General features: G+C 64.0%; 19 protein-coding genes. 14 read left to right on the top strand and 5 right to left on the bottom strand.

What is annotated here, in order from left to right; translation table 11 throughout:
* Positions 1-229: 229 nt before the first annotated feature.
* The gene (locus J3489_RS32570) at positions 230-1,510 is read right to left on the bottom strand and encodes an SGNH/GDSL hydrolase family protein (protein WP_207004941.1); all 1,281 of its coding nucleotides are present in this window, start codon (positions 1,508-1,510) and stop codon (positions 230-232) included.
* Between the two features lie 267 nt (positions 1,511-1,777).
* Between J3489_RS32570 and J3489_RS32565 the strand changes: the two genes are divergently transcribed.
* From J3489_RS32565 to J3489_RS32555, 3 genes are read left to right on the top strand one after another with little or no spacing between them, the layout of a single operon-like run.
* Positions 1,778-2,158: a hypothetical protein gene (locus tag J3489_RS32565; RefSeq protein ID WP_309491457.1), complete on the top strand. Its 381-nt coding sequence runs from the start codon at positions 1,778-1,780 to the stop codon at positions 2,156-2,158.
* 17 nt (positions 2,159-2,175) lie between these two features.
* Complete coding sequence (locus J3489_RS32560) at positions 2,176-2,601, top strand: hypothetical protein (protein WP_207004940.1); 426 nt, start codon at positions 2,176-2,178, stop codon at positions 2,599-2,601.
* 26 nt (positions 2,602-2,627) lie between these two features.
* Positions 2,628-3,101, top strand: coding sequence for a lytic transglycosylase domain-containing protein (locus J3489_RS32555; protein ID WP_207004939.1), 474 nt, complete (start codon positions 2,628-2,630; stop codon positions 3,099-3,101).
* A 66-nt stretch (positions 3,102-3,167) separates the two neighbouring features.
* On the opposite strand, the gene zwf is transcribed toward J3489_RS32555, so the two are convergent.
* Entirely contained in the window at positions 3,168-4,640 is a 1,473-nt protein-coding gene (gene zwf, locus J3489_RS32550) for a glucose-6-phosphate dehydrogenase (protein WP_207004938.1), read from the bottom strand.
* Between the two features lie 294 nt (positions 4,641-4,934).
* On the opposite strand from zwf, the gene paaA reads away from it, so the two are divergent.
* The 8 genes from paaA to J3489_RS32510 all read left to right on the top strand — a co-directional run bounded on the left by paaA (position 4,935) and on the right by J3489_RS32510 (position 11,519).
* Entirely contained in the window at positions 4,935-5,936 is a 1,002-nt protein-coding gene (gene paaA / locus J3489_RS32545) for a 1,2-phenylacetyl-CoA epoxidase subunit PaaA (protein ID WP_207004937.1), read from the top strand.
* 96 nt (positions 5,937-6,032) lie between these two features.
* Entirely contained in the window at positions 6,033-6,317 is a 285-nt protein-coding gene (gene paaB / locus J3489_RS32540; RefSeq protein WP_207004936.1) for a 1,2-phenylacetyl-CoA epoxidase subunit PaaB, read from the top strand.
* Positions 6,318-6,324: 7 nt separating this feature from the next.
* The gene (gene paaC, locus J3489_RS32535) at positions 6,325-7,128 is read left to right on the top strand and encodes a 1,2-phenylacetyl-CoA epoxidase subunit PaaC (RefSeq protein ID WP_207004935.1); all 804 of its coding nucleotides are present in this window, start codon (positions 6,325-6,327) and stop codon (positions 7,126-7,128) included.
* 41 nt (positions 7,129-7,169) lie between these two features.
* Positions 7,170-7,724 carry a 1,2-phenylacetyl-CoA epoxidase subunit PaaD gene (gene paaD, locus J3489_RS32530; RefSeq protein ID WP_207004934.1) on the top strand — a complete coding sequence of 185 codons (555 nt, stop codon included), beginning with the start codon at positions 7,170-7,172 and terminating at the stop codon, positions 7,722-7,724.
* A gap of 1 nt (position 7,725) precedes the next feature.
* Positions 7,726-8,922, top strand: coding sequence for a 1,2-phenylacetyl-CoA epoxidase subunit PaaE (gene paaE / locus J3489_RS32525; RefSeq protein ID WP_207004933.1), 1,197 nt, complete (start codon positions 7,726-7,728; stop codon positions 8,920-8,922).
* A gap of 126 nt (positions 8,923-9,048) precedes the next feature.
* Positions 9,049-9,879 carry a DUF1835 domain-containing protein gene (locus tag J3489_RS32520; RefSeq protein WP_207004932.1) on the top strand — a complete coding sequence of 277 codons (831 nt, stop codon included), beginning with the start codon at positions 9,049-9,051 and terminating at the stop codon, positions 9,877-9,879.
* A 33-nt stretch (positions 9,880-9,912) separates the two neighbouring features.
* On the top strand, positions 9,913-10,518 hold the full coding sequence (locus J3489_RS32515; protein WP_207004931.1) for a TetR/AcrR family transcriptional regulator: 606 nt from the start codon (positions 9,913-9,915) through the stop codon (positions 10,516-10,518).
* Between the two features lie 332 nt (positions 10,519-10,850).
* Entirely contained in the window at positions 10,851-11,519 is a 669-nt protein-coding gene (locus J3489_RS32510; RefSeq protein WP_207004930.1) for a GNAT family N-acetyltransferase, read from the top strand.
* A gap of 133 nt (positions 11,520-11,652) precedes the next feature.
* On the opposite strand, the gene J3489_RS32505 is transcribed toward J3489_RS32510, so the two are convergent.
* The gene (locus tag J3489_RS32505) at positions 11,653-12,177 is read right to left on the bottom strand and encodes an Lrp/AsnC family transcriptional regulator (protein ID WP_207004929.1); all 525 of its coding nucleotides are present in this window, start codon (positions 12,175-12,177) and stop codon (positions 11,653-11,655) included.
* Between the two features lie 145 nt (positions 12,178-12,322).
* Here J3489_RS32505 and hppD point away from each other — a divergent pair, with 145 nt between their 5' ends.
* Positions 12,323-13,420 (top strand): 4-hydroxyphenylpyruvate dioxygenase, encoded by a 1,098-nt coding sequence (gene hppD / locus J3489_RS32500; protein ID WP_207004928.1) that lies wholly within the window; start codon positions 12,323-12,325, stop codon positions 13,418-13,420.
* A gap of 222 nt (positions 13,421-13,642) precedes the next feature.
* Here hppD and J3489_RS32495 read toward each other — a convergent pair whose 3' ends face one another.
* Positions 13,643-13,825: a hypothetical protein gene (locus tag J3489_RS32495; protein WP_207004927.1), complete on the bottom strand. Its 183-nt coding sequence runs from the start codon at positions 13,823-13,825 to the stop codon at positions 13,643-13,645.
* Between the two features lie 384 nt (positions 13,826-14,209).
* Here J3489_RS32495 and J3489_RS32490 point away from each other — a divergent pair, with 384 nt between their 5' ends.
* Positions 14,210-17,809, top strand: coding sequence for an indolepyruvate ferredoxin oxidoreductase family protein (locus J3489_RS32490; RefSeq protein ID WP_207004926.1), 3,600 nt, complete (start codon positions 14,210-14,212; stop codon positions 17,807-17,809).
* A 264-nt stretch (positions 17,810-18,073) separates the two neighbouring features.
* Here the strand turns inward: J3489_RS32490 and J3489_RS32485 are convergent, their stop codons facing one another.
* Positions 18,074-20,344, bottom strand: coding sequence for an NADP-dependent malic enzyme (locus J3489_RS32485; protein WP_207004925.1), 2,271 nt, complete (start codon positions 20,342-20,344; stop codon positions 18,074-18,076).
* Positions 20,345-20,838: 494 nt separating this feature from the next.
* Between J3489_RS32485 and J3489_RS32480 the strand changes: the two genes are divergently transcribed.
* Entirely contained in the window at positions 20,839-21,525 is a 687-nt protein-coding gene (locus J3489_RS32480) for an orotate phosphoribosyltransferase (protein WP_207004924.1), read from the top strand.
* Positions 21,526-21,550: the final 25 nt, after the last annotated feature.

Here is a 21,550-nt window from a genome sequence, read left to right as displayed (position 1 = left end):
GCAACACCGCTCCAACTTCCGCGCCGTCTTGCGTCGCTGCACTCGCAGCAGAGAAATGAGATTATGCAGACTCTTTTTCGCTTCGTCAACGAATTTTTGCATTCGCTTGAATCTCGCTGACGCTGCGGCCGCTGGTTTCTGCAGCGGCTCTCGCTTCAAAAACGAGGAAGCGAATAGTAGGCCGATCATCGCTCCGTGACAAGGGTATGACGCAACTTTTTTTGTGCCTTCAGCGGTGCGCGGCAGTCGTCACTGCAGCAAGAGGAACCGCATCGGCCATTGCAGCGTAGCCCGCATCGCTCGGATGGATGTGATCGCCGCTGTCATAGCGCGGCACGAGGCGATCCGGCCGGGCCGGATCGCGCAACGCGCTGTCGAAATCCACTACGCCATCGAACGCGCCACTCGTCCGAATCCAGCGGTTGACCGCCAAGCGAATCTCCTCGCGCTCACGCGGCAGCGACGCCGGCGTCAACGTGGCCCCGAAGATCCGCAATCCGTGGCGATGCGCCGCCGCAATCACCTGCTGGTAGCCGGCGATCAAACTCGGAGCTGTCACGGGCGTGTGCGGGAAATCGCAGTCGAGGCCCGCGCGCGGCGGCATCGCCGGGAAGTTGATGTCGTTGATCCCGATAAGCAGGACCACCGCCTTGACGCCCGGGTGCGCGAGCACGTCGCGGTCGAAGCGGCGCAGGAGCGCGTCGCCGTAGCATGGGGAATCGCTCAGCAGCCGGTTGCCGCTGATCCCAAGATTCAGGATCGCGGTCGAGCGCGTCCCCGATTCCGCGAGCCGGCGCCCAAAGGCATCCGGCCAGCGCTGATTCCGATTCAGACTCGAGCGCATGCCGTCGGTAATCGAGTCGCCGATCGCTGCAATGGCGGCGGACGACGGCGCATCGACCGTCAGCGCCGTCACCCAAGCGTATTGGGTGAATTTCGTCCGATAGGCGTCTGAGGCGGTATCCGCGGCGTGGTTGCCGGGCGTCGATACGTAGTTGACCTGGTTCGAGACGCGGTGCCATACCGTCAGCCTCTGTTGCTGCCCCAGATAGGAACTGATGACATACGGCGCGCCGGCGCTGACCTCCATCGGCACCGTGTCGCTATCCAACTCTTCCCCGGGCCGCACGACGACGGACTTGCGTCCGTCAAACGTCACCGGCATTGAACTGCCGGCCCCCAGCGCGGCCCCGCCGGCCGACTGCGCAATCTGCACATCTTCCAGCACCAGCGGCTCTCTGCCGTAGGCGTTGCTGATGTGAACGCGCACGCCGCGTCCGGATAACGTCGGGAAAATGATTTGCCGAACCGTGCGCCCCGCCACTTCCGGCGCACGGTACAGCGCCGGCAAGTCTGCTCGGTCCGGAATGGGCTGAAGCGCGGTGGCCCAGGACGTCACCCAATGAGGAGGCGCGTCCGCGGCGACGGCGCAAGGGATCGCGGCAAATTGCGAAAACAATGCGGCGCCGCATGCCGCGGCGCTCACGGCGATGAAATTGCGAAAGGTCATTCGAATAGCGTCGGTTTCGGGCGAAACGGCGATTGTGCCTGATGGACCGGCGTTTACGTCATCCGCCGCAATGCTGCCATTCGCGTGTCAAACAGCCGTGTTTTCATCACACGATTGCGTGAGCGAAACCGTTCTATGGGAGCGCTTACGAACAAGCGCCGCCCGAATAACGACCCGTCTCCCTTATTTCACGGCAATCGTTTGCGTCGAGGGGTAAACCATTCGCCGCGCCTGCCGATAAGACAACTCTAATCGTGGGAGAGACACGTGAAACTGCTTATCGGCCTCGTCATCGTGGCAGCCCTATCCGGGTGCGCCCAACTCCAGTCGCAGCACTCGGACGCCAGCGCAAACGTTAGCGCGCCCGCCGCGGCGTCCAAGAAAATCGTCGATTTCGTGATCCCGGCCGACGCGCTTGGCGCCCGCGATCCCCAGCTCACCGAGGTACTTGCCAAGGTCGGCACCGTCGCCTCGAAGCAGCCGCAGCCGACGACCATTATCGTCGCCGCGCTTGCGCAGGACTTCGCGTATCTGAATCAGTCCGTGAAGCGCGGGATCGCGCCGCAGCGGACCGCCGCCATTCGACTCGAAAACGTCGCCGTGGGCAGTTGTCAGCCGTACCGCGTCCAGGTCAAGCCGACCGAGTAACCGAGGGAGCTTTCGCCATGTTCCGACTCATGATCTCCATCGCCGCGCTCGCTTGCGGCACCGCGTGCGCCGCGCCGCCCGCCGTCGATGCTCAAGCCCCGGCGGGCCAGGTCGAAGCGCCCAAGCCGATCGCGATCAAGCCGACCACGGCGACGGCCGCGCCGAACCAGGTCTTCCCGCCGATTCCGTCGTTTGCTTCGCTGCCGCCGTCCCCCGGCGACAGCGACGACGAGCCGTCCGCGCCTGCGGAAACCCGCCATTGGAAGAAAGGACGCCGCGCCCCGGTGCGAAAAGCGCCCGAGATGCAGGTGCATATGGTCGTCAGCGACGAGTCGCATGCTTATTTGACGAGCGTGGAAACGCAGCTCGACGCCCTCCTCCAAGCCCCCTCGCGTGACCGGCACGTTGCCGCGGGGTCAGTGGCCATGGCCATGACGCACTAGCGCACTGCAAGGAGCCGAGGTCCGCCATGAACTCGCTATTCGCATCGCCGCGCCTGCGCCGGGCCGGCGTCATTTCGCTGCTTGCCCTGCTCGGCTTCGCCCTGCCGGCATCGAGCCATGCCGACGACGGCAATTGTTTCGACCGCGCCGGCGCCTATCAGGGCGTGAACCCGGTGATCCTGCGCGCGATCGCCTGGTTCGAGTCCAAGGGCAACCCGGACGCCGTGCATCGCAACGCGGACGGCAGCATCGATATCGGTCAGGCGCAAATCAACTCGGTCCACTTCGGCGAGCTGCGCCGCTACGGCGTTCCGCCGTACGCGCTCAAGGACGCGTGCGTGAACGTCTACGTGGCCGCGTGGATTCTCAAGCAAAAGATGATTCGCTACGGCAACACGTGGAAGGCAATCGGCGCCTATCACTCCGAGAGCCCGCAGCCGCGCGACCAATACGCGCGCGGCATCTACAAGGTGCTGGTGTCATGGGGTGCCGCACCCTGAAACGCGAAGGGGCCAGGCTTCTCGACGCAAGCCTGGCCCCTCCTCGGCGCTAAAGCGCGCTGCGCCTTAGACCTCTTCCGCCCACGACATGTTTTCGCGCGCCATCAGCGCCGACGACGCTGCCGGCCCATACGTGCCCGCCGTGTAGTTGCGCGGCCGGTCGGCCAATTCCTTCCATCCTTCGATAATCGGCTCGACCCACGCCCACGCGGCTTCGACCTCGTCGCGGCGCATGAAGTGAGTCAGGCGCCCGCGGATCACGTCGATCAGCAAGCGCTCGTAGGCTTCCGCACGGCGCCCGGTCATGGCCTGCTGGAGATCGAGATTCAGGTTGACCGGCAACATGTGCATGCCGCTGCCGGGCTCTTTGGCGAGCATCTGCAACTGAATCGATTCTTCGGGTTGAAGCTGGATCACGAGACGGTTGCCGTAGTTGCGCGGGCCGCTCGGGAAAATCGAAAACGGCATGTCGGCGAATTCGATGACGATCTCCGAGCGTCGCTGCGGCAGGCGCTTGCCGGTGCGCAGGAAAAACGGCACGTTCGCCCAGCGCCAGTTGTTGATGTGAGCTCGCAGCGAGACGAAGGTCTCCGTGCCACTGCCAGCCGGCACGTTGTCTTCTTCCAGATAGCCCTTCACCGGCTCGCCGTCGACCGCACCCGCCATGTACTGGGCGCGCACCGTGTCGCGCGCGATGTCGGCGACCGTCATGCGCCGCAGCGAGCGCAGCACTTTCAGCTTTTCATCGCGCACGGCATCCGGATCGAGGGACACGGGCGGCTCCATCGCGACGATGCAAAGCAACTGCAGCAGGTGGTTCTGGACCATGTCGCGCAGGGCGCCCGTCTGGTCGTAGAAACCGGCACGGCTGCCCACGCCGACCGTCTCCGCCACCGTGATCTGCACGCTCTTGATATACGGCGCCTGCCAGAGCGGGCCAAAGATCGCGTTGCCGAAGCGCAGCACCATCAGGTTCTGCACCGTTTCCTTGCCGAGGTAGTGATCGATCCGATAGATCTGCGATTCGTTGAAATGACGCCCCACCGCTGCGTTGATCGCCTGCGCCGACTCGAGATCGTGGCCGAGCGGCTTTTCGAGCACGACGCGCGCCTTGTCATCGCACAGGCCGCAGCCCGCGAGGTTGTCGCAAATCGTCGTGAAGAGCTCAGGCGACGTGGCAAGGTAGAACACGCGCTGGGCGCCGCGGCGGGCCGTCGCGCAAAGGCGCGAGTAGTCGCCGGCGGCGCCGATGTCGATACGCACGTACTCGAACAACGCGAGGAATTTATCCCACGCCTGCGGGTCAAGCGCCTCTTTTTCGACGAAGGGACGCGAGTGCTCGTCCATGAAGGCGAGGTATTGCTCGTGCGTCCAGTCCTTGCGGCCGACTGCGATGATCCGCGTGTCCGCCGGCAGATTGCAGTGCAGGTGCGCCATATAGAGCGCGGGCAGCAGCTTGCGCGCGGACAAATCTCCGCCTCCGCCGAAAATGATCATGTCGAGGGGATGGTCGGGAGGAGCGGAATGAGCCTGGGTCATGGTGGCAGCACGTGCGGGTCAGAAGGATGGGATCAGGGATCTTCTCAAGGCACCTATGGTGCATGTTTGCCGGATTTTTTGCACGGCGGGATGAGGCCAGCCTGGCCCTTTTATCGGGTTGCGCGCGCCCGGCACCCGTCACTCTGCACCGCTCTCGTGTCAATCCGCCTAACGTTAGCGCCGACTCGCCGTCGTCGCCGGAGCGTCGCGCCCAAAAACTCAAAATAATTTATTAACCGACCGGTCGGTTGATTTATACTCCAGCAACGACAACTTCGGACGAGAGCGCTCCCCATGTACACGCAATCCCTCGACATCCCCGGCAACGTCGCCCCGCTCGACGCCGCCGCCGATACGCCCGAGCAGCTTGCCCGCTTCGACGCCGTGATGGAGGCCGACGGGAAAATCGAGCCGCAGGACTGGATGCCCGACGCCTACCGCAAGACGCTCGTGCGCCAGATCTCGCAGCACGCGCATTCGGAAATCGTCGGCATGTTGCCCGAGGGCAACTGGATCACCCGCGCGCCAAGCCTCAAGCGCAAGGCGATCCTGCTCGCGAAGGTTCAAGACGAAGCGGGCCACGGTCTCTATCTGTATAGCGCAGCCGAAACGCTCGGCGTCTCGCGCGATCAGCTGATCGACGCGCTGCACGCCGGCCGCGCCAAGTATTCGAGCATCTTCAATTACCCGACGCCGACCTGGGCGGACGTCGGCGTGATCGGCTGGCTCGTCGACGGCGCCGCGATCATGAACCAGATCCCGCTGTGCCGCTGCACGTATGGCCCGTATGCGCGCGCGATGATCCGTGTCTGCAAGGAGGAGTCGTTCCACCAGCGCCAGGGCTTCGACGCGCTGCTCGCGATGATGAGCGGCTCGGACGCCCAGCGCGACATGGTGCAGCAGGCCGTGAACCGCTGGTGGTGGCCGGTGCTGATGATGTTCGGGCCGAGCGACAAGGATTCGATCCACAGCAACCAGTCGGCGAAATGGGGCATCAAGCGCATCACGAACGACGACCTGCGCCAGAAGTTCGTCGATGCGACGGTCGACCAGGCGAAGGTGCTCGGCGTCACGCTGCCGGACCCCGATCTCAAGTGGAACGAGGCGCGCGGCCACTACGACTACGGCGCGATCGACTGGGACGAATTCTGGCGCGTCGTGAACGGCGACGGGCCGTGCAACAAGGAGCGCCTTGCCACGCGGGTGAAGGCGCACGAAGACGGCGCTTGGGTTCGCGAAGCCGCCCTCGCGCACGCGGAAAAGCAACGCCGCCGGGCGCATCAGGAAGCCGCTTAACCCTGGCGAAGCCGCCCCGGCGAACTCATACGTGCTGATTCATCGCGAGCGCAATCAGGAATCAGGACAACTTTGCATGGGACAAGGAGATATTCAATGAACAAGGAATGGCCGATTTGGGAAGTGTTCGTACGCAGCAAGCAAGGGCTCGACCACAAGCACTGCGGAAGCCTGCATGCCGCCGACGCCTCGATGGCGCTGCGCATGGCGCGCGACGTCTACACGCGCCGCCAGGAAGGTGTGAGCATCTGGGTGGTGCCGTCGTCGGCGATCGCGGCGTCCGATCCGAGCGAAAAGGCGGAGCTGTTCGAACCGGCCGGCGACAAGATCTATCGCCATCCGACGTTCTATACGCTGCCCGACGAAGTCAACCACATGTAAGCGCGTCATGAACACAACGCCCCAACATCTCTCGTACGTGCTGCGCCTCGCGGACAACGCACTGATCCTCGGACAGCGCAACGCCGAATGGTGCGGCCATGGTCCGGTTCTCGAAGAAGACATCGCGCTCACCAACATGAGTCTCGACCTGATCGGTCAAGCGCGCCTGTTGTACTCGCACGCCGCGGTGCTCGAACTGGCGCTCACCGGCGCGAACAAGACCGAAGACGACTACGCGTACTGGCGCGCCGAACGCGAGTTCGCGAACTACACGTTGGCCGAACTGCCGCACTACGGGCCGCTCGCCGGCACCGCGCATGCCGACCATGACTACGCGGTGACGATCGTGCGCAATTTCCTCTACGCGGCGCTGATGGCGCACGTGTGGACGGCGCTCGAAACGTCGAGTGACGCGCAACTGGCCGCGATCGCCTCGAAGTCGATCAAGGAAACGCGCTATCACCTGCATCACGCCCGCGAGTGGCTGATCCGCTTCGGCGACGGCACCGAGGAATCGCATCGGCGCACACAAGCGGCGCTCGACTACCTGATGCCGTACACGCGCGAATTTTTTGCGCCCGACGCGGTGGAGGAAGCGGTCGCCGCGACGGGCATCGGCCCGAACATCGCCGAATTCGAAGCGGCGTGGCTCGAAGACGTGAAAGCCGCGCTCGACGAAGCGACGCTCACGCTGCCCGAACCGGTCAAACACATCACGACCGGCAAGCACGGCGAGCATTCCGAGCACATGGGCTATCTGCTCGCGACGATGCAAAGCATTGCCCGGCAGCATCCGGGCGCAACGTGGTGACTACACAGCCGATCACACCCACGGCACACGGAGTTTCGACGATGACATCGACCGCCGCCTTAGCTTCCGTCCGGACCGCCGACGCCGTGCTCGAGCGCGCCTGGTCCGTGCTCGAAGCGGTACCGGACCCGGAGATCCCGGTCGTCTCGATTCGCGAACTGGGCATCTTGCGCAACGTCAGCCGCGCGGCCGACGGCGTGCTCGAAGTCGTCATCACGCCGACCTACTCGGGCTGTCCAGCGATGTCGCAAATCGCCGAGGACATCGCGCACGCGCTCGACGGCGCCGAGCTGACGCCGTACCGCATCGAAACCGCACTCGCACCGGCGTGGACGACCGACTGGATGACGGACGAAGCCAAGGAGAAGCTCCGCGCCTACGGCATCGCGCCGCCGACCGGCCAATGCGGAAGCGGTTCGAACTCCGCCGCCGAAGAAGTCATCCGCTTCGCGCCGCGCCCGATGGCGGCGCCGGCCTGCCCGCGCTGCGGCTCCGCGCACACCGAGCGTCTCGCGCAATTCGGCTCGACCGCCTGCAAGGCGCTCTACCGCTGCCTTGATTGCCGCGAACCCTTCGACTACTTCAAACCCTATTGAGATGAAACAGCCCCAACGCTCACCTCGTTCGACGCCCCCCGAGGAGGCGGCGGCCTCCCTTGGGGCGGCCCGGCGCCCCGAGGGAAGTCCCCTTGGGGGACGGAAGGCCGCCGCGACCCCGCAATTCCATCCGCTGCGCATCCGCGAGGTGCGCCCCGAAACCGCCGACGCGGTCTCGGTTTCGTTCGAAGTCCCCGCCGAGCTGCGCGAGCAATATCGCTTCACGCAGGGTCAGTTCGTCACGCTGAAGACCCATGTCGACGGCGAGGAGATGCGCCGCTCGTATTCGATCTGCGTCGGCGTGACCGACTACGATCGCGACGGCGAACTGCGCATCGGCATCAAGCGCGTGCGCGGCGGGCGCTTCTCGAACTTCGCATTCGATACGCTGCAGCCCGGCCACACGATCGACGTGATGACGCCCGACGGCCGCTTCTTCACGCACCTGAACGCCGACCAAGGCAAGCAGTACGTCGCGTTCTCGGGCGGCTCGGGCATCACGCCGGTGCTCGCGATCGTCAAGACGACGCTCGAAGTCGAGCCGCGCAGCACGTTCACGCTGATTTACGGCAACCGCAGCGTCGACGCGATCATGTTCGCCGAAGAGCTCGAAGACCTGAAGAACCGCTTCATGAACCGGCTCGCGCTGTACCACGTGCTGTCCGACGATGTGCAGGACGTCGAGCTTTTCAACGGCGTGCTCGATCAGGAGAAGTGCGCGGCGTTCATCGAGGAACTCATCCCTGCCGACGCGATCGACGAAGCGTTCATCTGCGGCCCCGCACCGATGATGGATGCCGCCGAAGCCGCGTTGAAGGCAGCGGGCGTCGCGCAACAGAAGATCCACGTCGAACGCTTCGGCACGCCGCTGCCGCAGGCGGGCGCGCCCGTCGTCGAAATCACCGAGCAAACGCCCGCCGCGGATCTCGAGATCGTCCTCGACGGCAAGCGGCGCAAGCTGCGCCTGCCGTACGAAGGCGTGAGCCTGCTCGACGTCGGCCTGCGCGCCGGGCTCGCGCTGCCGTACGCGTGCAAGGGCGGCGTCTGCTGCACGTGCCGCGCGAAGGTAGTCGAAGGCGAAGTGCGGATGGAGAAGAACTACACGCTCGAAGAGCAGGAGATCGCCGACGGCTTCGTGCTGACGTGCCAGTGCCATCCGGTCAGCGACAAGGTCGTGGTGAGTTACGACGAGCGCTAAGCGGCTTGGCGCGAGCGCGGCCGCCTGACTTTGGCGCTCGCGCGATCGCTTAAACTAGGGGCCGCTCGTTGGCCGGACTCGGTAGTCCGCCCAGCGAGCGGCCTCTTTTATTCACACGCTATGTCGATGAGCACAATCCACGTCATCCCTGGCGGCTCGGCCGCCGAAGCCTTGCGCGTCGCGCTCCTTCACGCTGGACGAAGCGACGAAGTGATCGAGCTGCGCGACGATCTCGCGATCGGTCCGCTGCGCGGCGCCGACGACACGCCCGACGTTCGCACGGCCTTCTGGGAACGTGTGTTCGACGATTCGAGCCTCGATTTCGCCCAGGAACTCGACGGCGAGGCTGCACGCATCGAACGGCTCGTCAGCACGGATGCGCCGGTCGTCATCTGGCACGCACAGAGCGCCGCCGACCAGTTGATGCTGCGCCGTGCCGCCTATCACCTGCGCAATACGCCGCAGCGGCTCAACGAAGTGCGCCTTTCGATCGACGATCTCGGCCCCGGCGCGTTGAAGGCGGCACGCTCCGATCGGGCGACGGCCGTCGGCATGTTCAGCCCGGAGATTCTCGGCGCGAAGCTCGCCGACGCCGCCCCGATCTCCGTGTTGCGCATCGGCCGTCTCGCGCTCGAATGGCAGGAGGTCAAGCAGGCGAATGCGGAAACGCGCCGCTGGCAAGACAACACGTTCAAGAGCGGCAGCTTCGCCGAACTCGACGCGATTCTCGTCGACTGCGCGAGCGGCACATGGCAGATCGCCGCGCGTGTCGCCGCTGAACTGATGGTTGCCGACGTCGGCTTTCTCGTCAGCGATTCGGTCGCGCTCTGGCGCTGCCGCGAAACCGCCGCGGCCGGACGCATCGAGTTGCGCGGCAAGTTGCCGAACGCCTCGAACTGGCGCACGCTGGAACTGCGCGCAGCGGCCAGCGCCTGCCGCACCGGCGCCCCCCAATAACAACAACGCAGCAACGATTCAGCGACCCACGTCATGGCCCGCACCCGAGCACCCGATCACGAATCCCAGCGCGAGCAGATCCTCGAACTCGCAGCAGCAAAGTTTGCGCAGACCAGCTACCCGAGCACGTCGATGGCCGATCTCGCCGCGGCGAGCGGCACGTCGAAGGCGCGCCTCTATCACTACTACGAGAGCAAAGAGGCGATCCTCTTCGACTTGCTCGACCGCTATACGAAGCGGCTGATGCTGATCATCGCCGAGGTCGAGGGTTCGAGCCAGCGGCGCGGGCTATCCGAGCGCGAGACGTTCGCGGAGCTGGTGCGCGCGTTTCTCGCCGAATACGAGACTTCGCACAGCCGTCACGTCGCGCTCCTGAACGACGTCAAATACCTCCTCGAGACGCAGCGCGAGATCGTGCTCAATCGCCAGCGCGATATCGTCGCCGCGTTTGCACGCCAGCTCGCCCGCGCCTATCCCGAACGCGCCACGAAGGAAAACCAGACCGCGCTCACGATGATGGTGTTCGGCATGATCAACTGGACGTTCACGTGGCTCAAGCCAGGCGGGCGGCTGGGGTATAGCGAGTTTGCGGAGCAGGTCGTGAGCGTCCTCGAACACGGGTTGCTCGCCAAGGCCTGATCTTGCACGGCAGCAATTCCCAGGGGGCGCCCGAGCGCTGGAACAGTGAGTTGTGCCGTTACACAACACATTTAGCATATCCTTATAAAACAATAACTTAAATAACATTTCTGCGAAGTTTAGAAGCTGCACTCAGCCAAAAATACGGGTTTTCCCTAGTTCGCCAGGTTCATTTCCGCTAAAATGCATATTGCGTTGCAGCATTGCTGCGCCTGATGAAGCTCTGCATGGGACCCGAGTAAGCGCTAAAGCGCTAACTCGGGTCGACCGCTCTGCATGGGACCCGAGTAAGCGCTAAAGCGCTAACTCGGGTCGACAAAGGAGAACCCACGATGAAACAGCACCGAAACCGCGCCGCCGAGCCGACCGAGACTTCCGTTCGCCCGTTGCAAACCGCTTTTCGCGCGCCGGCTCTCGTCCGGGAACTGACGTCCAACGACCGCGAGCGCTTGCTCGTGCACTTCCTCGCGCTCGACTCGGACGACCGTCTGCTGCGTTTCGGCCAATTCGTGCCGGATCGCGTCATCGAAAACTACGTCCGCACGATCGACTTCTCGCGCGATACCGTGTTCGGCGTGTTCAACCGTGAATTGGAACTGGTAGGCGTCGGCCATCTGGCCTACCTGCCAGCCGAAGGCGAGAAGCGCACCGCGGAATACGGCGTCTCGGTACTCGAAAGCTCTCGCGGCAACGGCATCGGCACGAAGCTCTTCCAGCGCGCCGCGATCCGCAGCCGCAACACGCACGTCAGCCAGCTCTATATGCACTGCCTGTCGCGCAACTCGACAATGATGCACATCGCGAAGAAAGCCGGCATGAAGATCGAATACGCATACGGCGAGGCCGATGCCTACCTGACGCTGCCGCCCGCCGATCAAACCAGCATCATCGCGGAAATGCTGCAGGAGCAAGCCGCCGTGTTCGACTACGCGATCAAGCGCCAGGTGCGCCGCACGACACAGCTCATCGAATCGATGGTGCCGTCGGACATCGTCGTGTAATCGGCTCTAATCGGATCTGCCAGACGGGCGGCCGAGGCCGCCCGTTTTCGTTGAAGCGGCGGGATCTGCGCTGCGCTCGCGGCGCCGCAGCCCCAGCCGATCGCCGGTGATGGCGCAACTCACCGCGTGCCGCTCATAAAATAGGCAGCGCCGTCGTCTCCTTGATGCGCTCGAGCGAAAAGCTCGTCTTCACGTCGATCACCGACGGATGGTGCAGCAACTGGTCCTGCACGAAGCGCGAGAAGTGCGCCATGTCTTCGACCTGCACGCGCAGCAGGTAGTCCATATCGCCCGTCATCGCATGACAGGCGACGACTTCCGGCCAGGCCTGCACCGCCGCCTTGAACCGTTCCGCGTGCGTCGCTCCCGCCCGCACCGAGGCGTCGCCGCGCCTCCCGGACAAGCTATCCGCCGGGCTGCCGCGCTTTTCGAGCCGAACGTTCACATACGCGAGCAGATCGAGCCCGAGCTTCTGCGCGTCGAGTAACGCGACGTAGCCGCGAATCACCCCGCTCTCCTCGAGCCGCCGGATGCGTCGCAGACACGGGCTCGGCGACAAGTTCACCCGGTCGGCAATGTCCTGATTCGACAGCCGTCCATTCTCCTGAAGAACCGCAAGAATTCGCCTGTCGACGGCGTCGAGTTCGATGGCAGCCATTTTCCGTCCCATATCCCTCTGATCGAGGCAGCAAATTGCGCCATCGTAGTCAGGGCCGATTAAGTTCGCAAGTTTCCGCTGCCCCCGCCGCACTACACTTGCGCCTATTCAATTCGGCTCATGCTGGGCCTATCAGGAGACGCAGATGCAGGTTCCAAACTGGGAAAACCCCGTCGGCACCGACGGTTTCGAATTCATCGAATACACCGCGCCGGACCCGAAGGCGCTCGGGCAGTTGTTCGAGCAAATGGGCTTCACCGCCATCGCCCGGCATCGCCATAAGGACGTGACGCTGTACCGCCAGGGCGGCATCAACTTCATCGTCAACGCGGAGGCCGATTCGTTCGCGCAGCGCTTCGCGCGCCTGCACGGCCCGTCGATCTGCGCGATCGCGTTTCGCGTGCAGGACGCCGCAAAGGCCTACCAGCACGCGCTCGGACTCGGCGCCTGGGGCTTCGACAACAAGACCGGCCCGATGGAGCTGAACATCCCGGCAATCAAGGGCATCGGCGATTCGCTGATCTACTTCGTCGACCGCTGGCGCGGCAAGAACGGCGCGCAGCCGGGCAGCATCGGCGACATCGACATCTATGACGTCGACTTCGAGCCGATCCCCGGCGCCGACCAGAACCCGGCCGGCCACGGCCTCACCTACATCGACCACCTGACGCACAACGTCCACCGCGGCCGCATGCAGGAATGGGCCGCGTTCTACGAGCGTCTCTTCAATTTCCGCGAGATCCGCTACTTCGATATCGAAGGCAAGGTGACGGGCGTGAAGTCGAAGGCGATGACGTCGCCCTGCGGCAAGATCCGCATTCCAATCAACGAGGAAGGCTCGGAAACGGCCGGCCAAATCCAGGAATACCTCGACGCGTATCACGGCGAAGGCATCCAGCACATCGCGCTCGGCTCGAACGACATCTACCGCACCGTCGACGGCCTGCGCGAGTCGAACATCAAACTGCTCGACACGATCGACACGTATTACGAACTCGTCGACCGCCGCGTGCCGGGCCACGGCGAACCGCTCGACGAACTCAAGAAGCGCAAGATCCTGATCGACGGCGCGAAGGAAGACCTGCTGCTGCAGATCTTCACCGAGAACCAGATCGGCCCGATCTTCTTCGAGATCATCCAGCGCAAGGGCAACCAGGGCTTCGGCGAAGGCAACTTCAAGGCGCTGTTCGAATCGATCGAACTCGATCAGATCCGGCGCGGTGTCGTGCAGGACAAGAGCTGATAGGCGGGGGATGTGAGCGCGTCGCGCGCGAACTGTGGCGACCCGCTGTCTAAAAAAAGCAAAAGGAACGCAAGCAGAAAGGGCGAAGACCTCTCGATCTTCGCCCTTTTGTTTTTGTGCGTGAATCGCACGAACCGGTGATGGGTGGCGGGCGCGCCGCGCGTCGTCGATAGGAACGCCGTCAACACGGCTCCTTCTCGATAGGCTGGCCCGGCTCGCGCGTTAGAAACGCGCTTCCTCGAGCGTCATATGGACCTGTTTCGTGTCCGCGGCCGCCTCGGCGATCTGCGCCGTGTGTGCAACCGCTGCTGCCAGCGTGTTGCCGCTTGTCGCCCGAACCGGCGCGCTCATTGCGAAGAACGCGGCGGAGACCATGAGGAAGGTCTGGACGTGTCGAGTGTTCATAGAGACTCCTTTTTCTACACTGCAAAACTGCCTTTCGGCCGCGACGCACTCTACAGAGCGTCGCGGCGCTGCGCCTACGCGCAGATCAAGCAAGTCGGGAATTAGACAAAGGTTCTATGACCGGTTCCGCATATGCACCAGGTTTTACAGGCCGTTACAGAACGAGCGCTTCCGTTGCATCCCGCGCCGGCCGGCGTAATCGACGTGTCATAAACCGTGGTTAGCCGTACCCAATAAGGCTTTTTGAGTGTTCTGCGGCGGGTTTCCACCAGTGCTAGGATTTCTCAAAAACCGTCAATATGGCGGCCCCGGCCGGAACGTTCAAAAGATGTTTCAGGCCCAGAAGTTTTGGCGATCCCAGACTGGGTTGGAGGAGTACACATAATGAATGCCCCGCTAGACGCTGGTCAGCGAGCTTCGCTCGAAGCCGCGTTGTCTTCCGTCACGCTCGACGACAAATACACGCTCGAACGCGGCCGCGCGTACATGAGCGGCATCCAGGCGCTGGTCCGCCTGCCGATGCTGCAGCAGGAACGCGACAAGGCCGCCGGGCTCAATACGGCCGGCTTCATCTCCGGCTATCGCGGCTCTCCGCTCGGCGGGCTCGATCTCTCATTGTGGAAAGCGAAGAAGCATCTCGCCGGCCACCAAGTGGTGTTCCAACCCGGTATCAATGAAGACCTCGCCGCGACCGCGGTCTGGGGTTCGCAGCAAGTCAATTTGTACCCCGGCGCAAAGTACGACGGGGTGTTCTCGATGTGGTACGGCAAGGGTCCTGGCGTGGACCGCACCGGCGACGTCTTCAAGCACGGCAACTCGGCGGGCTCGTCCGGGCATGGCGGCGTGCTCGTGCTGGCCGGCGACGACCACGCCGCCAAGTCTTCCACGCTCGCGCACCAGTCCGAGCACATCTTCAAGGCCTGCGGTTTGCCGGTGCTGTTCCCCTCGAACGTACAGGAGTACCTGGACTTCGGCTTGCACGGCTGGGCGATGAGCCGCTACTCGGGCCTCTGGGTCGCGATGAAGTGCGTGACCGACGTGGTCGAGTCGTCGGCCTCCGTCGATATCGATCCGCACCGCACACAGATCGTGCTGCCCACCGATTTCACCATGCCCGACGGCGGCCTCAATATCCGCTGGCCCGATCCGCCGCTCGTGCAGGAAGCGCGCCTGCTCGACTACAAGTGGTATGCGGCGCTCGCCTATGTGCGCGCGAACAAGCTCGATCGCGTCGAAATCGATTCGCCGCATGCGCGCTTCGGCATCATCACCGGCGGCAAGGCGTATCTCGACGTGCGCCAGGCGCTGACCGACCTCGGCCTCGACGACGAGACCTGCTCGCGCATCGGCATTCGTCTTTATAAGGTCGGCTGCGTGTGGCCGCTCGAAGCGCAAGGCGCGCACGCGTTCGCGCGCGGCCTCGACGAGATCCTGGTCGTCGAAGAAAAGCGCCAGATTCTCGAGTACGCGATCAAGGAAGAGCTGTACAACTGGCCGGACGGCCAGCGTCCGCGCGTATTCGGCAAGTTCGACGAGAAGGACGGCGCGGGCGGCGAATGGTCGGTGCCGATGGGCAACTGGCTGTTGCCCGCGCACTATGAGCTGTCGCCGGCGATCATCGCGAAGGCGATCGCGACGCGGCTCGACAAGTTCGATCTGCCGTCCGACGTACGCGCGCGGATCGCCGCACGCATTGCCGTGATCGAAGCGAAGGAAAAGGCGCTAGCAAAGCCGCGCGTCGGCGAAGCCGAGCGTAAGCCGTGGTTCTGCTCCGGCTGCCCGCACAACACGTCGACGAACGTGCCGGAAGGCTCGCGCGCGATGGCCGGCATCGGCTGCCACTACATGACCGTCTGGATGGACCGCAACACCAGCACGTTCAGCCAGATGGGCGGCGAAGGCGTCGCGTGGACCGGCCAGGCGCCGTTCACGACCGAAAAACACGTGTTCGCGAACCTCGGCGACGGCACCTACTTCCACTCGGGGCTGCTCGCGATTCGCGCGTCGATCGCGTCGAAAGCGAACATCACCTACAAGATCCTCTATAACGACGCGGTTGCGATGACGGGCGGCCAGCCTGTCGACGGCGTGTTGACGGTGCCGCAAATCACGCACCAGCTCGCCGCCGAAGGCGCGGCGAAGATCGTGATCGTCACCGACGAGCCGCAGAAGTATCACGGCACGACGCTGCTCGCGCCGGGCGTGACGATCCATCATCGCGACGCGCTCGATGCGATCCAGCGTGAGCTGCGCGAGATTGCCGGCACGACGATCCTGATCTACGACCAGACCTGCGCGACGGAAAAGCGCCGCCGCCGCAAGAAAGGCGAATTCCCCGACCCGGCACGCCGCGTCGTCATCAACGAGGCGGTCTGCGAAGGTTGCGGCGATTGCTCGGTGCAATCGAATTGCCTGTCGGTCGAGCCGCTCGAAACCGAGTTCGGCACGAAGCGGCAAATCAACCAGTCGAGCTGCAACAAAGACTTCTCGTGCCTGAAAGGCTTCTGCCCGAGCTTCGTGACGGTGGAAGGCGGACAGTTGAAGAAGCCGAAAGCGGTCGGCGGCGATGTCGGCGGGTTGCCTGCAATCCCCGAGCCTGACCTGCCCGCGATCGCCCGCCCGTACGGCGTGCTCGTGACGGGCGTCGGCGGCACCGGCGTCGTGACGATCGGCGCGCTCCTCGGCATGGCCGCGCATCTCGAACAGAAGGGCGTCACCGTGCTCGACGTAACCGGTCTCGCGCAAAAGGGCGGCGCCGTGATGAGCCACGTGCAGATCGCGAACGCGCCCGCCGACATTCACGCGACCCGCATCGCGATGGGCGAGGCGAGTCTTGTGATCGGCTGCGACGCGATCGTCACCGCGAGCGACGACTGCACGTCGCGCATGAAGCACGGCGCGACACGCGTGGTCATCAACAGCGCGAAAACGCCGACGGCCGAGTTCATCAAGAACCCGAACTGGGCGTTCCCGGGCTTGAGCACGGAGGCTGACGTACGCGCGGCGGCGGGCGACGACGTCGATCTCGTCGACGCGAACCATTTCGCGGTCGCGCTGCTCGGCGACGCGATCTACACGAACCCGTTCGTGCTCGGCTATGCGTGGCAGCGCGGCTGGCTGCCGCTCACGCACGAGTCGCTCACGCGCGCGATCGAGCTGAATGCCGTGCAGGTCGAGAAAAACCTCGCCGCGTTCGAGTGGGGACGCCGTGCCGCGCACGACCTGGCGAGCGTGAAGCGCGCCGCGTCGCCGGCGAGCACGGGCGTCGCCGCCAGCGACGCGACGAGCGCGGCAGTGATCACGCTGCACACGAAGAAGGCCGTCGATACGCTGATTGCGAAGCGCATCGAGCAATTGACCGCCTATCAGAACGCCGCCTACGCGAAGCGCTTCTCGACGCTCGTCGAGCAAGTGCGCGCCGCGGAGCGCGCGCTCGACGGCGACGCGATGCACGAACCGCTCACCGAAGCCGTGGCGCGCAATCTGTACAAGCTGATGGCGTACAAGGACGAGTACGAAGTCGCCCGGCTGCAAGCGGACCCGGCGTTCATCGAAAAGCTGAGGACGCAATTCGAAGGCGACTGGAAGCTCAACTTCTATCTCGCGCCGCCAGCCTCCGCGAAAAAAGACGCGAAGGGCCACTTGATCAAGAAGCAGTATGGTCCGCGCATGATGACCGCGTTCAAGGTCCTCGCGAAGATGAAGTTTCTGCGCGGCACGGCGTTCGATATCTTCGGCAAGTCCGAGGAGCGGCGGACCGAGCGCGCGCTGATCGGCGAATACGAGGCGCTGGTGCGGGAGCTGATCGGCGGACTCAAGCCCGGCAAGCTCTCGCTCGCCGTCGAACTCGCCGGTCTGCCGGATGGAATTCGCGGCTATGGGCATGTGAAGGAGAACAACCTGCGTGCCGTTCGTGTCAAGTGGAACGATCTGCTCGCGCGATGGCGCTCGCCCGGCGGCGGGGAGGCGCGGCACGCTGCTTGAGGCAGTAGCGGTGCTCAACCCCGAGTCGGCTATGAAGCGAAGGTGCCGATACAAGCCGACGTGACTCGACCGCATCAAACGGCTGCCAACGTAAAAAGGCTGCTGCGCTTTCGGGCAGCAGCCTTTTTGTTTGCTCGCACGATCCGTCGAGGCCGGCTACGGAGCGAGAAAGACGCGCCTTCGAAGCCGTTGCGCAGCGCGTTCAATCAGCTCACGTTGACGGCATCGCCGAGCGGCGACGCGTCTCACTACGTCATCTGCGCATCACTTCGCCTGCACATTCGCCGCGGCGACCGCCGTCATATTGATAATGCGCCGCACTGTCGCAGCCGGCGTCAGAATATGCACCGGACTCGCTGCGCCCAGCAGGAACGGCCCCACCGTCACCCCCTCGCCGCCGATCATCTTCAGCAGGTTGTACGTGATGTTCGCCGCCTCGACGTTCGGCATGATCAAGAGGTTCGCCTCGCCGTGCAGCGTCGTGCCCGGGAACGCCTGCTTGCGGATCGTCTCCGACAGCGCCGCATCGCCGTGCATTTCGCCGTCCACTTCGAGCTGCGGCGCGCGCGCTGCGATCAGCTTGCGCGCCTCGGCCATCCGCTGCGACGACGCCGAAGGCGTACTGCCGAAGTTCGAGTTCGACAGCAACGCGATCTTCGGCACGATGCCGAACTTCTCGACTTCGCTCGCCGCGAGAATCGCCATGTCGGCCAGCTGCTCGGCGCTCGGCGTCTCGTTCACGTACGTGTCGCAGATGAACATGTTGCGGCCCGGCAGCATCAAGAGGTTCATCGCGGCGAAATGCTCGGCGTGCGGCGCGCGGCCCAGCACTTGCTCGATGAATTTCAGATGGCTGTGGTAGGTGTCGATCATGCCGCAGATCATGCCGTCGGCGTCGCCCAGCTTCACCAGGATCGCACCGATCAGCGTATTGAACTTGCGCATCGCGGCCTTCGCGACTTCCGGCGTCACGCCTTCGCGCGCGCCCAACTCGTGGTACGCCTGCCAGCACTTCTGATAGCGCGGGTCGTCTTCCGGATTCACGATCTCGAAATCCTCGCCGCACTTGAGCTTCGAGCCCATCTTCTTCAGGCGCATCTCGATGACCGCCGGACGGCCCACGATGATCGGCTTCGCGATCTTCTCGGTCAGCACGAACTGCGCGGCGCGCAGCACGCGCTCGTCCTCGCCTTCCGCGAACACGATGCGCGCGGCCTTCGATTTCGCCTCCGCGAACACCGGGCGCATCACCATGCCGGTGCGATAGACCGTCGCGCCGAGCTGCTCGCGGTAGGCGTCCATGTCCTGAATCGGGCGCGTTGCGACGCCCGAATCCATCGCTGCCTTCGCCACCGCCGGCGCGATCTTGATGATGAGGCGCGGATCGAACGGCTTCGGAATCAGATAGTCGGGACCGAATTCGAGCGTGTGGCCTTCATAAGCCTTCGCCACTTCGTCGCCCTGATCCGTTTCTTCCGCAAGTTCGGCAATCGCGCGAACGCAGGCGAGCTTCATCTCCTCGGTGATCGTCGTCGCGCCCACGTCGAGCGCACCGCGGAAGATGAACGGGAAGCACAGCACGTTGTTGACCTGGTTCGGATAATCCGAACGGCCCGTCGCGATGATCGCGTCCGGGCGCACCTTCTTCGCTTCTTCCGGGCGGATTTCCGGTTCCGGATTGGCCAGCGCAAGAATCAGCGGCCGGGTGCCCATTTCCTTGACCATCTCGGGCTTCAGCACGCCGGCGCTCGAACAGCCGAGGAACACGTCGGCCGACTTGATCGCGTCGGCAAGCGTGCGGGCTTCGGTGTTCGCCGCGTAGGCCTGCTTCGACGGGTCGAGGTTGCCGCGCCCTTCATAGATCACGCCCTTCGAATCCACAACGAGCGTGTTCTTCTTTGACAACCCCAGTTTCACCAGCAAGTCGAGACACGCGATCGCCGCCGCGCCTGCGCCCGAACACACCAGCTTCACTTCATCGAGCTTCTTGCCGACCACCTTCAGGCCGTTCAGGATCGCCGCCGAGGCGATGATCGCGGTGCCGTGCTGATCGTCGTGAAAGACCGGAATCTTCATCCGCTCGCGCAGCTTCTTCTCGATGTAGAAGCATTCCGGCGCCTTGATGTCTTCGAGGTTGATACCGCCGAGCGTGGGTTCGAGCATCGCGATCGCTTCCACGAGTTTGTCGGGATCGGATTCGGACAACTCGATATCGAACACGTCGATGCCGGCGAACTTCTTGAAGAGGCACCCTTTGCCCTCCATCACCGGCTTCGCGGCGAGCGGGCCGATGTTGCCGAGGCCGAGCACCGCCGTGCCGTTCGTGATCACGCCGACCAGATTGCCGCGCGACGTGTACTTCTGCGCATCGAGCGGATCGGCGTGAATCGCCTCGCACGCTGCGGCCACACCGGGCGAATAAGCCAGCGACAGATCGAGCTGGTTGGACAGCGGCTTGGTGGGCGTCACCGAAATCTTGCCGGGTTTCGGATTCAGGTGGTACGCGAGAGCGCTTTGCTTCAGTTGTTCGTCCATGTTTTAGCCTGCGAGACGTTATGAATAGGGCCCAGCACTGCGCTACGAGCCGCGTTGGCGAATACCGGTTGGATGGTCGGCGGCGGCTCGTTTTCGCGCCGTTAGGGCGCGCCTTCGAACCTTGGCGGATGGCAAGACAGCGCAGTACGTTTTTCGGGGGAGTTAGTGTACACCCCCTAATCTCAAATTCGTACGGCACGGCGAGCGGCCCCGAGCCGCGTCGGGGCGGCGTCCGCGATGCTGCGATGCGGCATATCCGGACCCCATGCCGTGCGGTTCCTCGCCTAAGCCCGCAGCAACGGGCAGTCCGAATACCGGCAGCCGGGCGGCGCAAGGCATCTCAATTCGGGTAAAATGTCGGCCTACGCGCGCAGCAATCCGGCCGCTTGACACACCAGCGCGGCCTGCACCTGGTCCTACGGCCAGGGCACATTGATCAGCGCCACTTGGGCCACGCGCCCGCCTCTCTTGCTCATCACCCAAGGATTCGCCCCATGACAGGCATCGATCGCCAAACGATCTCCGACACGACCGCCAAGATCCTGCTCGAAGTGCAGGCGGTGCACTTCAACGCCGAAAAGCCGTACATCTTCACGTCCGGCTGGGCGAGCCCGGTTTATATCGATTGCCGCAAGCTGATTTCGTATCCGCGCGTGCGCCGCGGCCTCATGGAGATGGCGGAAACGACGATTCTGCGCGACGTCGGCTACGAGCAGATCGACGCCGTCGCGGGCGGCGAAACCGCCGGCATCCCGTTTGCGGCCTGGATCGCCGACCGCCTGATGGTGCCGATGCAATACGTGCGCAAGAAGCCGAAGGGTTTTGGCCGCAACGCGCAGATCGAAGGCAATCTGCCAGAAGGTTCGCGCGTGCTGCTCGTCGAAGACCTGACCACCGACAGCCGCAGCAAGATCAACTTCATCAACGCGCTGCGCACCGCGGGCGCGAAGGTGAACCACTGCTTCGTGCTGTTCCACTACAACATCTTCAAGGAAAGCGTCTCGGTGTTGAAGGACATCGACGTCGACTTGCACGCGCTCGCCACGTGGTGGGACGTGCTGCGCGTCGCGAAGGCATCGGGCTACTTCGACGCCAGGACGCTCGACGAAGTCGAGAAGTTCCTGCACGCGCCGGCCGAATGGTCCGCGGCGCATGGCGGCGCCACGGCGGCACCGCAGTAAGCCAAGCTTGGCGCCTGCCGCGGCT

Source organism: Trinickia mobilis (assembly GCF_017315705.1).
Taxonomy (GTDB): Bacteria; Pseudomonadota; Gammaproteobacteria; order Burkholderiales; family Burkholderiaceae; genus Trinickia_A; species Trinickia_A mobilis.
The sequence above is the reverse complement of the archived record's forward strand: the minus strand, read 5'-3'. Positions and strand labels throughout refer to the sequence as shown.

Bases quoted from the DNA above. Each gene is read 5' to 3' on its own strand.
- J3489_RS32570 (WP_207004941.1), bottom strand. From the start codon at position 1,510: ATGACCTTTCGCAATTTCATCGCCGTGAGCGCCGCGGCATGCGGCGCC.
- J3489_RS32560 (WP_207004940.1), top strand. From the start codon at position 2,176: ATGTTCCGACTCATGATCTCCATCGCCGCGCTCGCTTGCGGCACCGCG.
- J3489_RS32555 (WP_207004939.1), top strand. From the start codon at position 2,628: ATGAACTCGCTATTCGCATCGCCGCGCCTGCGCCGGGCCGGCGTCATT.
- zwf (WP_207004938.1), bottom strand. From the start codon at position 4,640: ATGACCCAGGCTCATTCCGCTCCTCCCGACCATCCCCTCGACATGATC.
- paaA (WP_207004937.1), top strand. From the start codon at position 4,935: ATGTACACGCAATCCCTCGACATCCCCGGCAACGTCGCCCCGCTCGAC.
- paaB (WP_207004936.1), top strand. From the start codon at position 6,033: ATGAACAAGGAATGGCCGATTTGGGAAGTGTTCGTACGCAGCAAGCAA.
- paaC (WP_207004935.1), top strand. From the start codon at position 6,325: ATGAACACAACGCCCCAACATCTCTCGTACGTGCTGCGCCTCGCGGAC.
- paaD (WP_207004934.1), top strand. From the start codon at position 7,170: ATGACATCGACCGCCGCCTTAGCTTCCGTCCGGACCGCCGACGCCGTG.
- paaE (WP_207004933.1), top strand. From the start codon at position 7,726: ATGAAACAGCCCCAACGCTCACCTCGTTCGACGCCCCCCGAGGAGGCG.
- J3489_RS32520 (WP_207004932.1), top strand. From the start codon at position 9,049: ATGAGCACAATCCACGTCATCCCTGGCGGCTCGGCCGCCGAAGCCTTG.
- J3489_RS32515 (WP_207004931.1), top strand. From the start codon at position 9,913: ATGGCCCGCACCCGAGCACCCGATCACGAATCCCAGCGCGAGCAGATC.
- J3489_RS32510 (WP_207004930.1), top strand. From the start codon at position 10,851: ATGAAACAGCACCGAAACCGCGCCGCCGAGCCGACCGAGACTTCCGTT.
- J3489_RS32505 (WP_207004929.1), bottom strand. From the start codon at position 12,177: ATGGCTGCCATCGAACTCGACGCCGTCGACAGGCGAATTCTTGCGGTT.
- hppD (WP_207004928.1), top strand. From the start codon at position 12,323: ATGCAGGTTCCAAACTGGGAAAACCCCGTCGGCACCGACGGTTTCGAA.
- J3489_RS32495 (WP_207004927.1), bottom strand. From the start codon at position 13,825: ATGAACACTCGACACGTCCAGACCTTCCTCATGGTCTCCGCCGCGTTC.
- J3489_RS32490 (WP_207004926.1), top strand. From the start codon at position 14,210: ATGAATGCCCCGCTAGACGCTGGTCAGCGAGCTTCGCTCGAAGCCGCG.
- J3489_RS32485 (WP_207004925.1), bottom strand. From the start codon at position 20,344: ATGGACGAACAACTGAAGCAAAGCGCTCTCGCGTACCACCTGAATCCG.
- J3489_RS32480 (WP_207004924.1), top strand. From the start codon at position 20,839: ATGACAGGCATCGATCGCCAAACGATCTCCGACACGACCGCCAAGATC.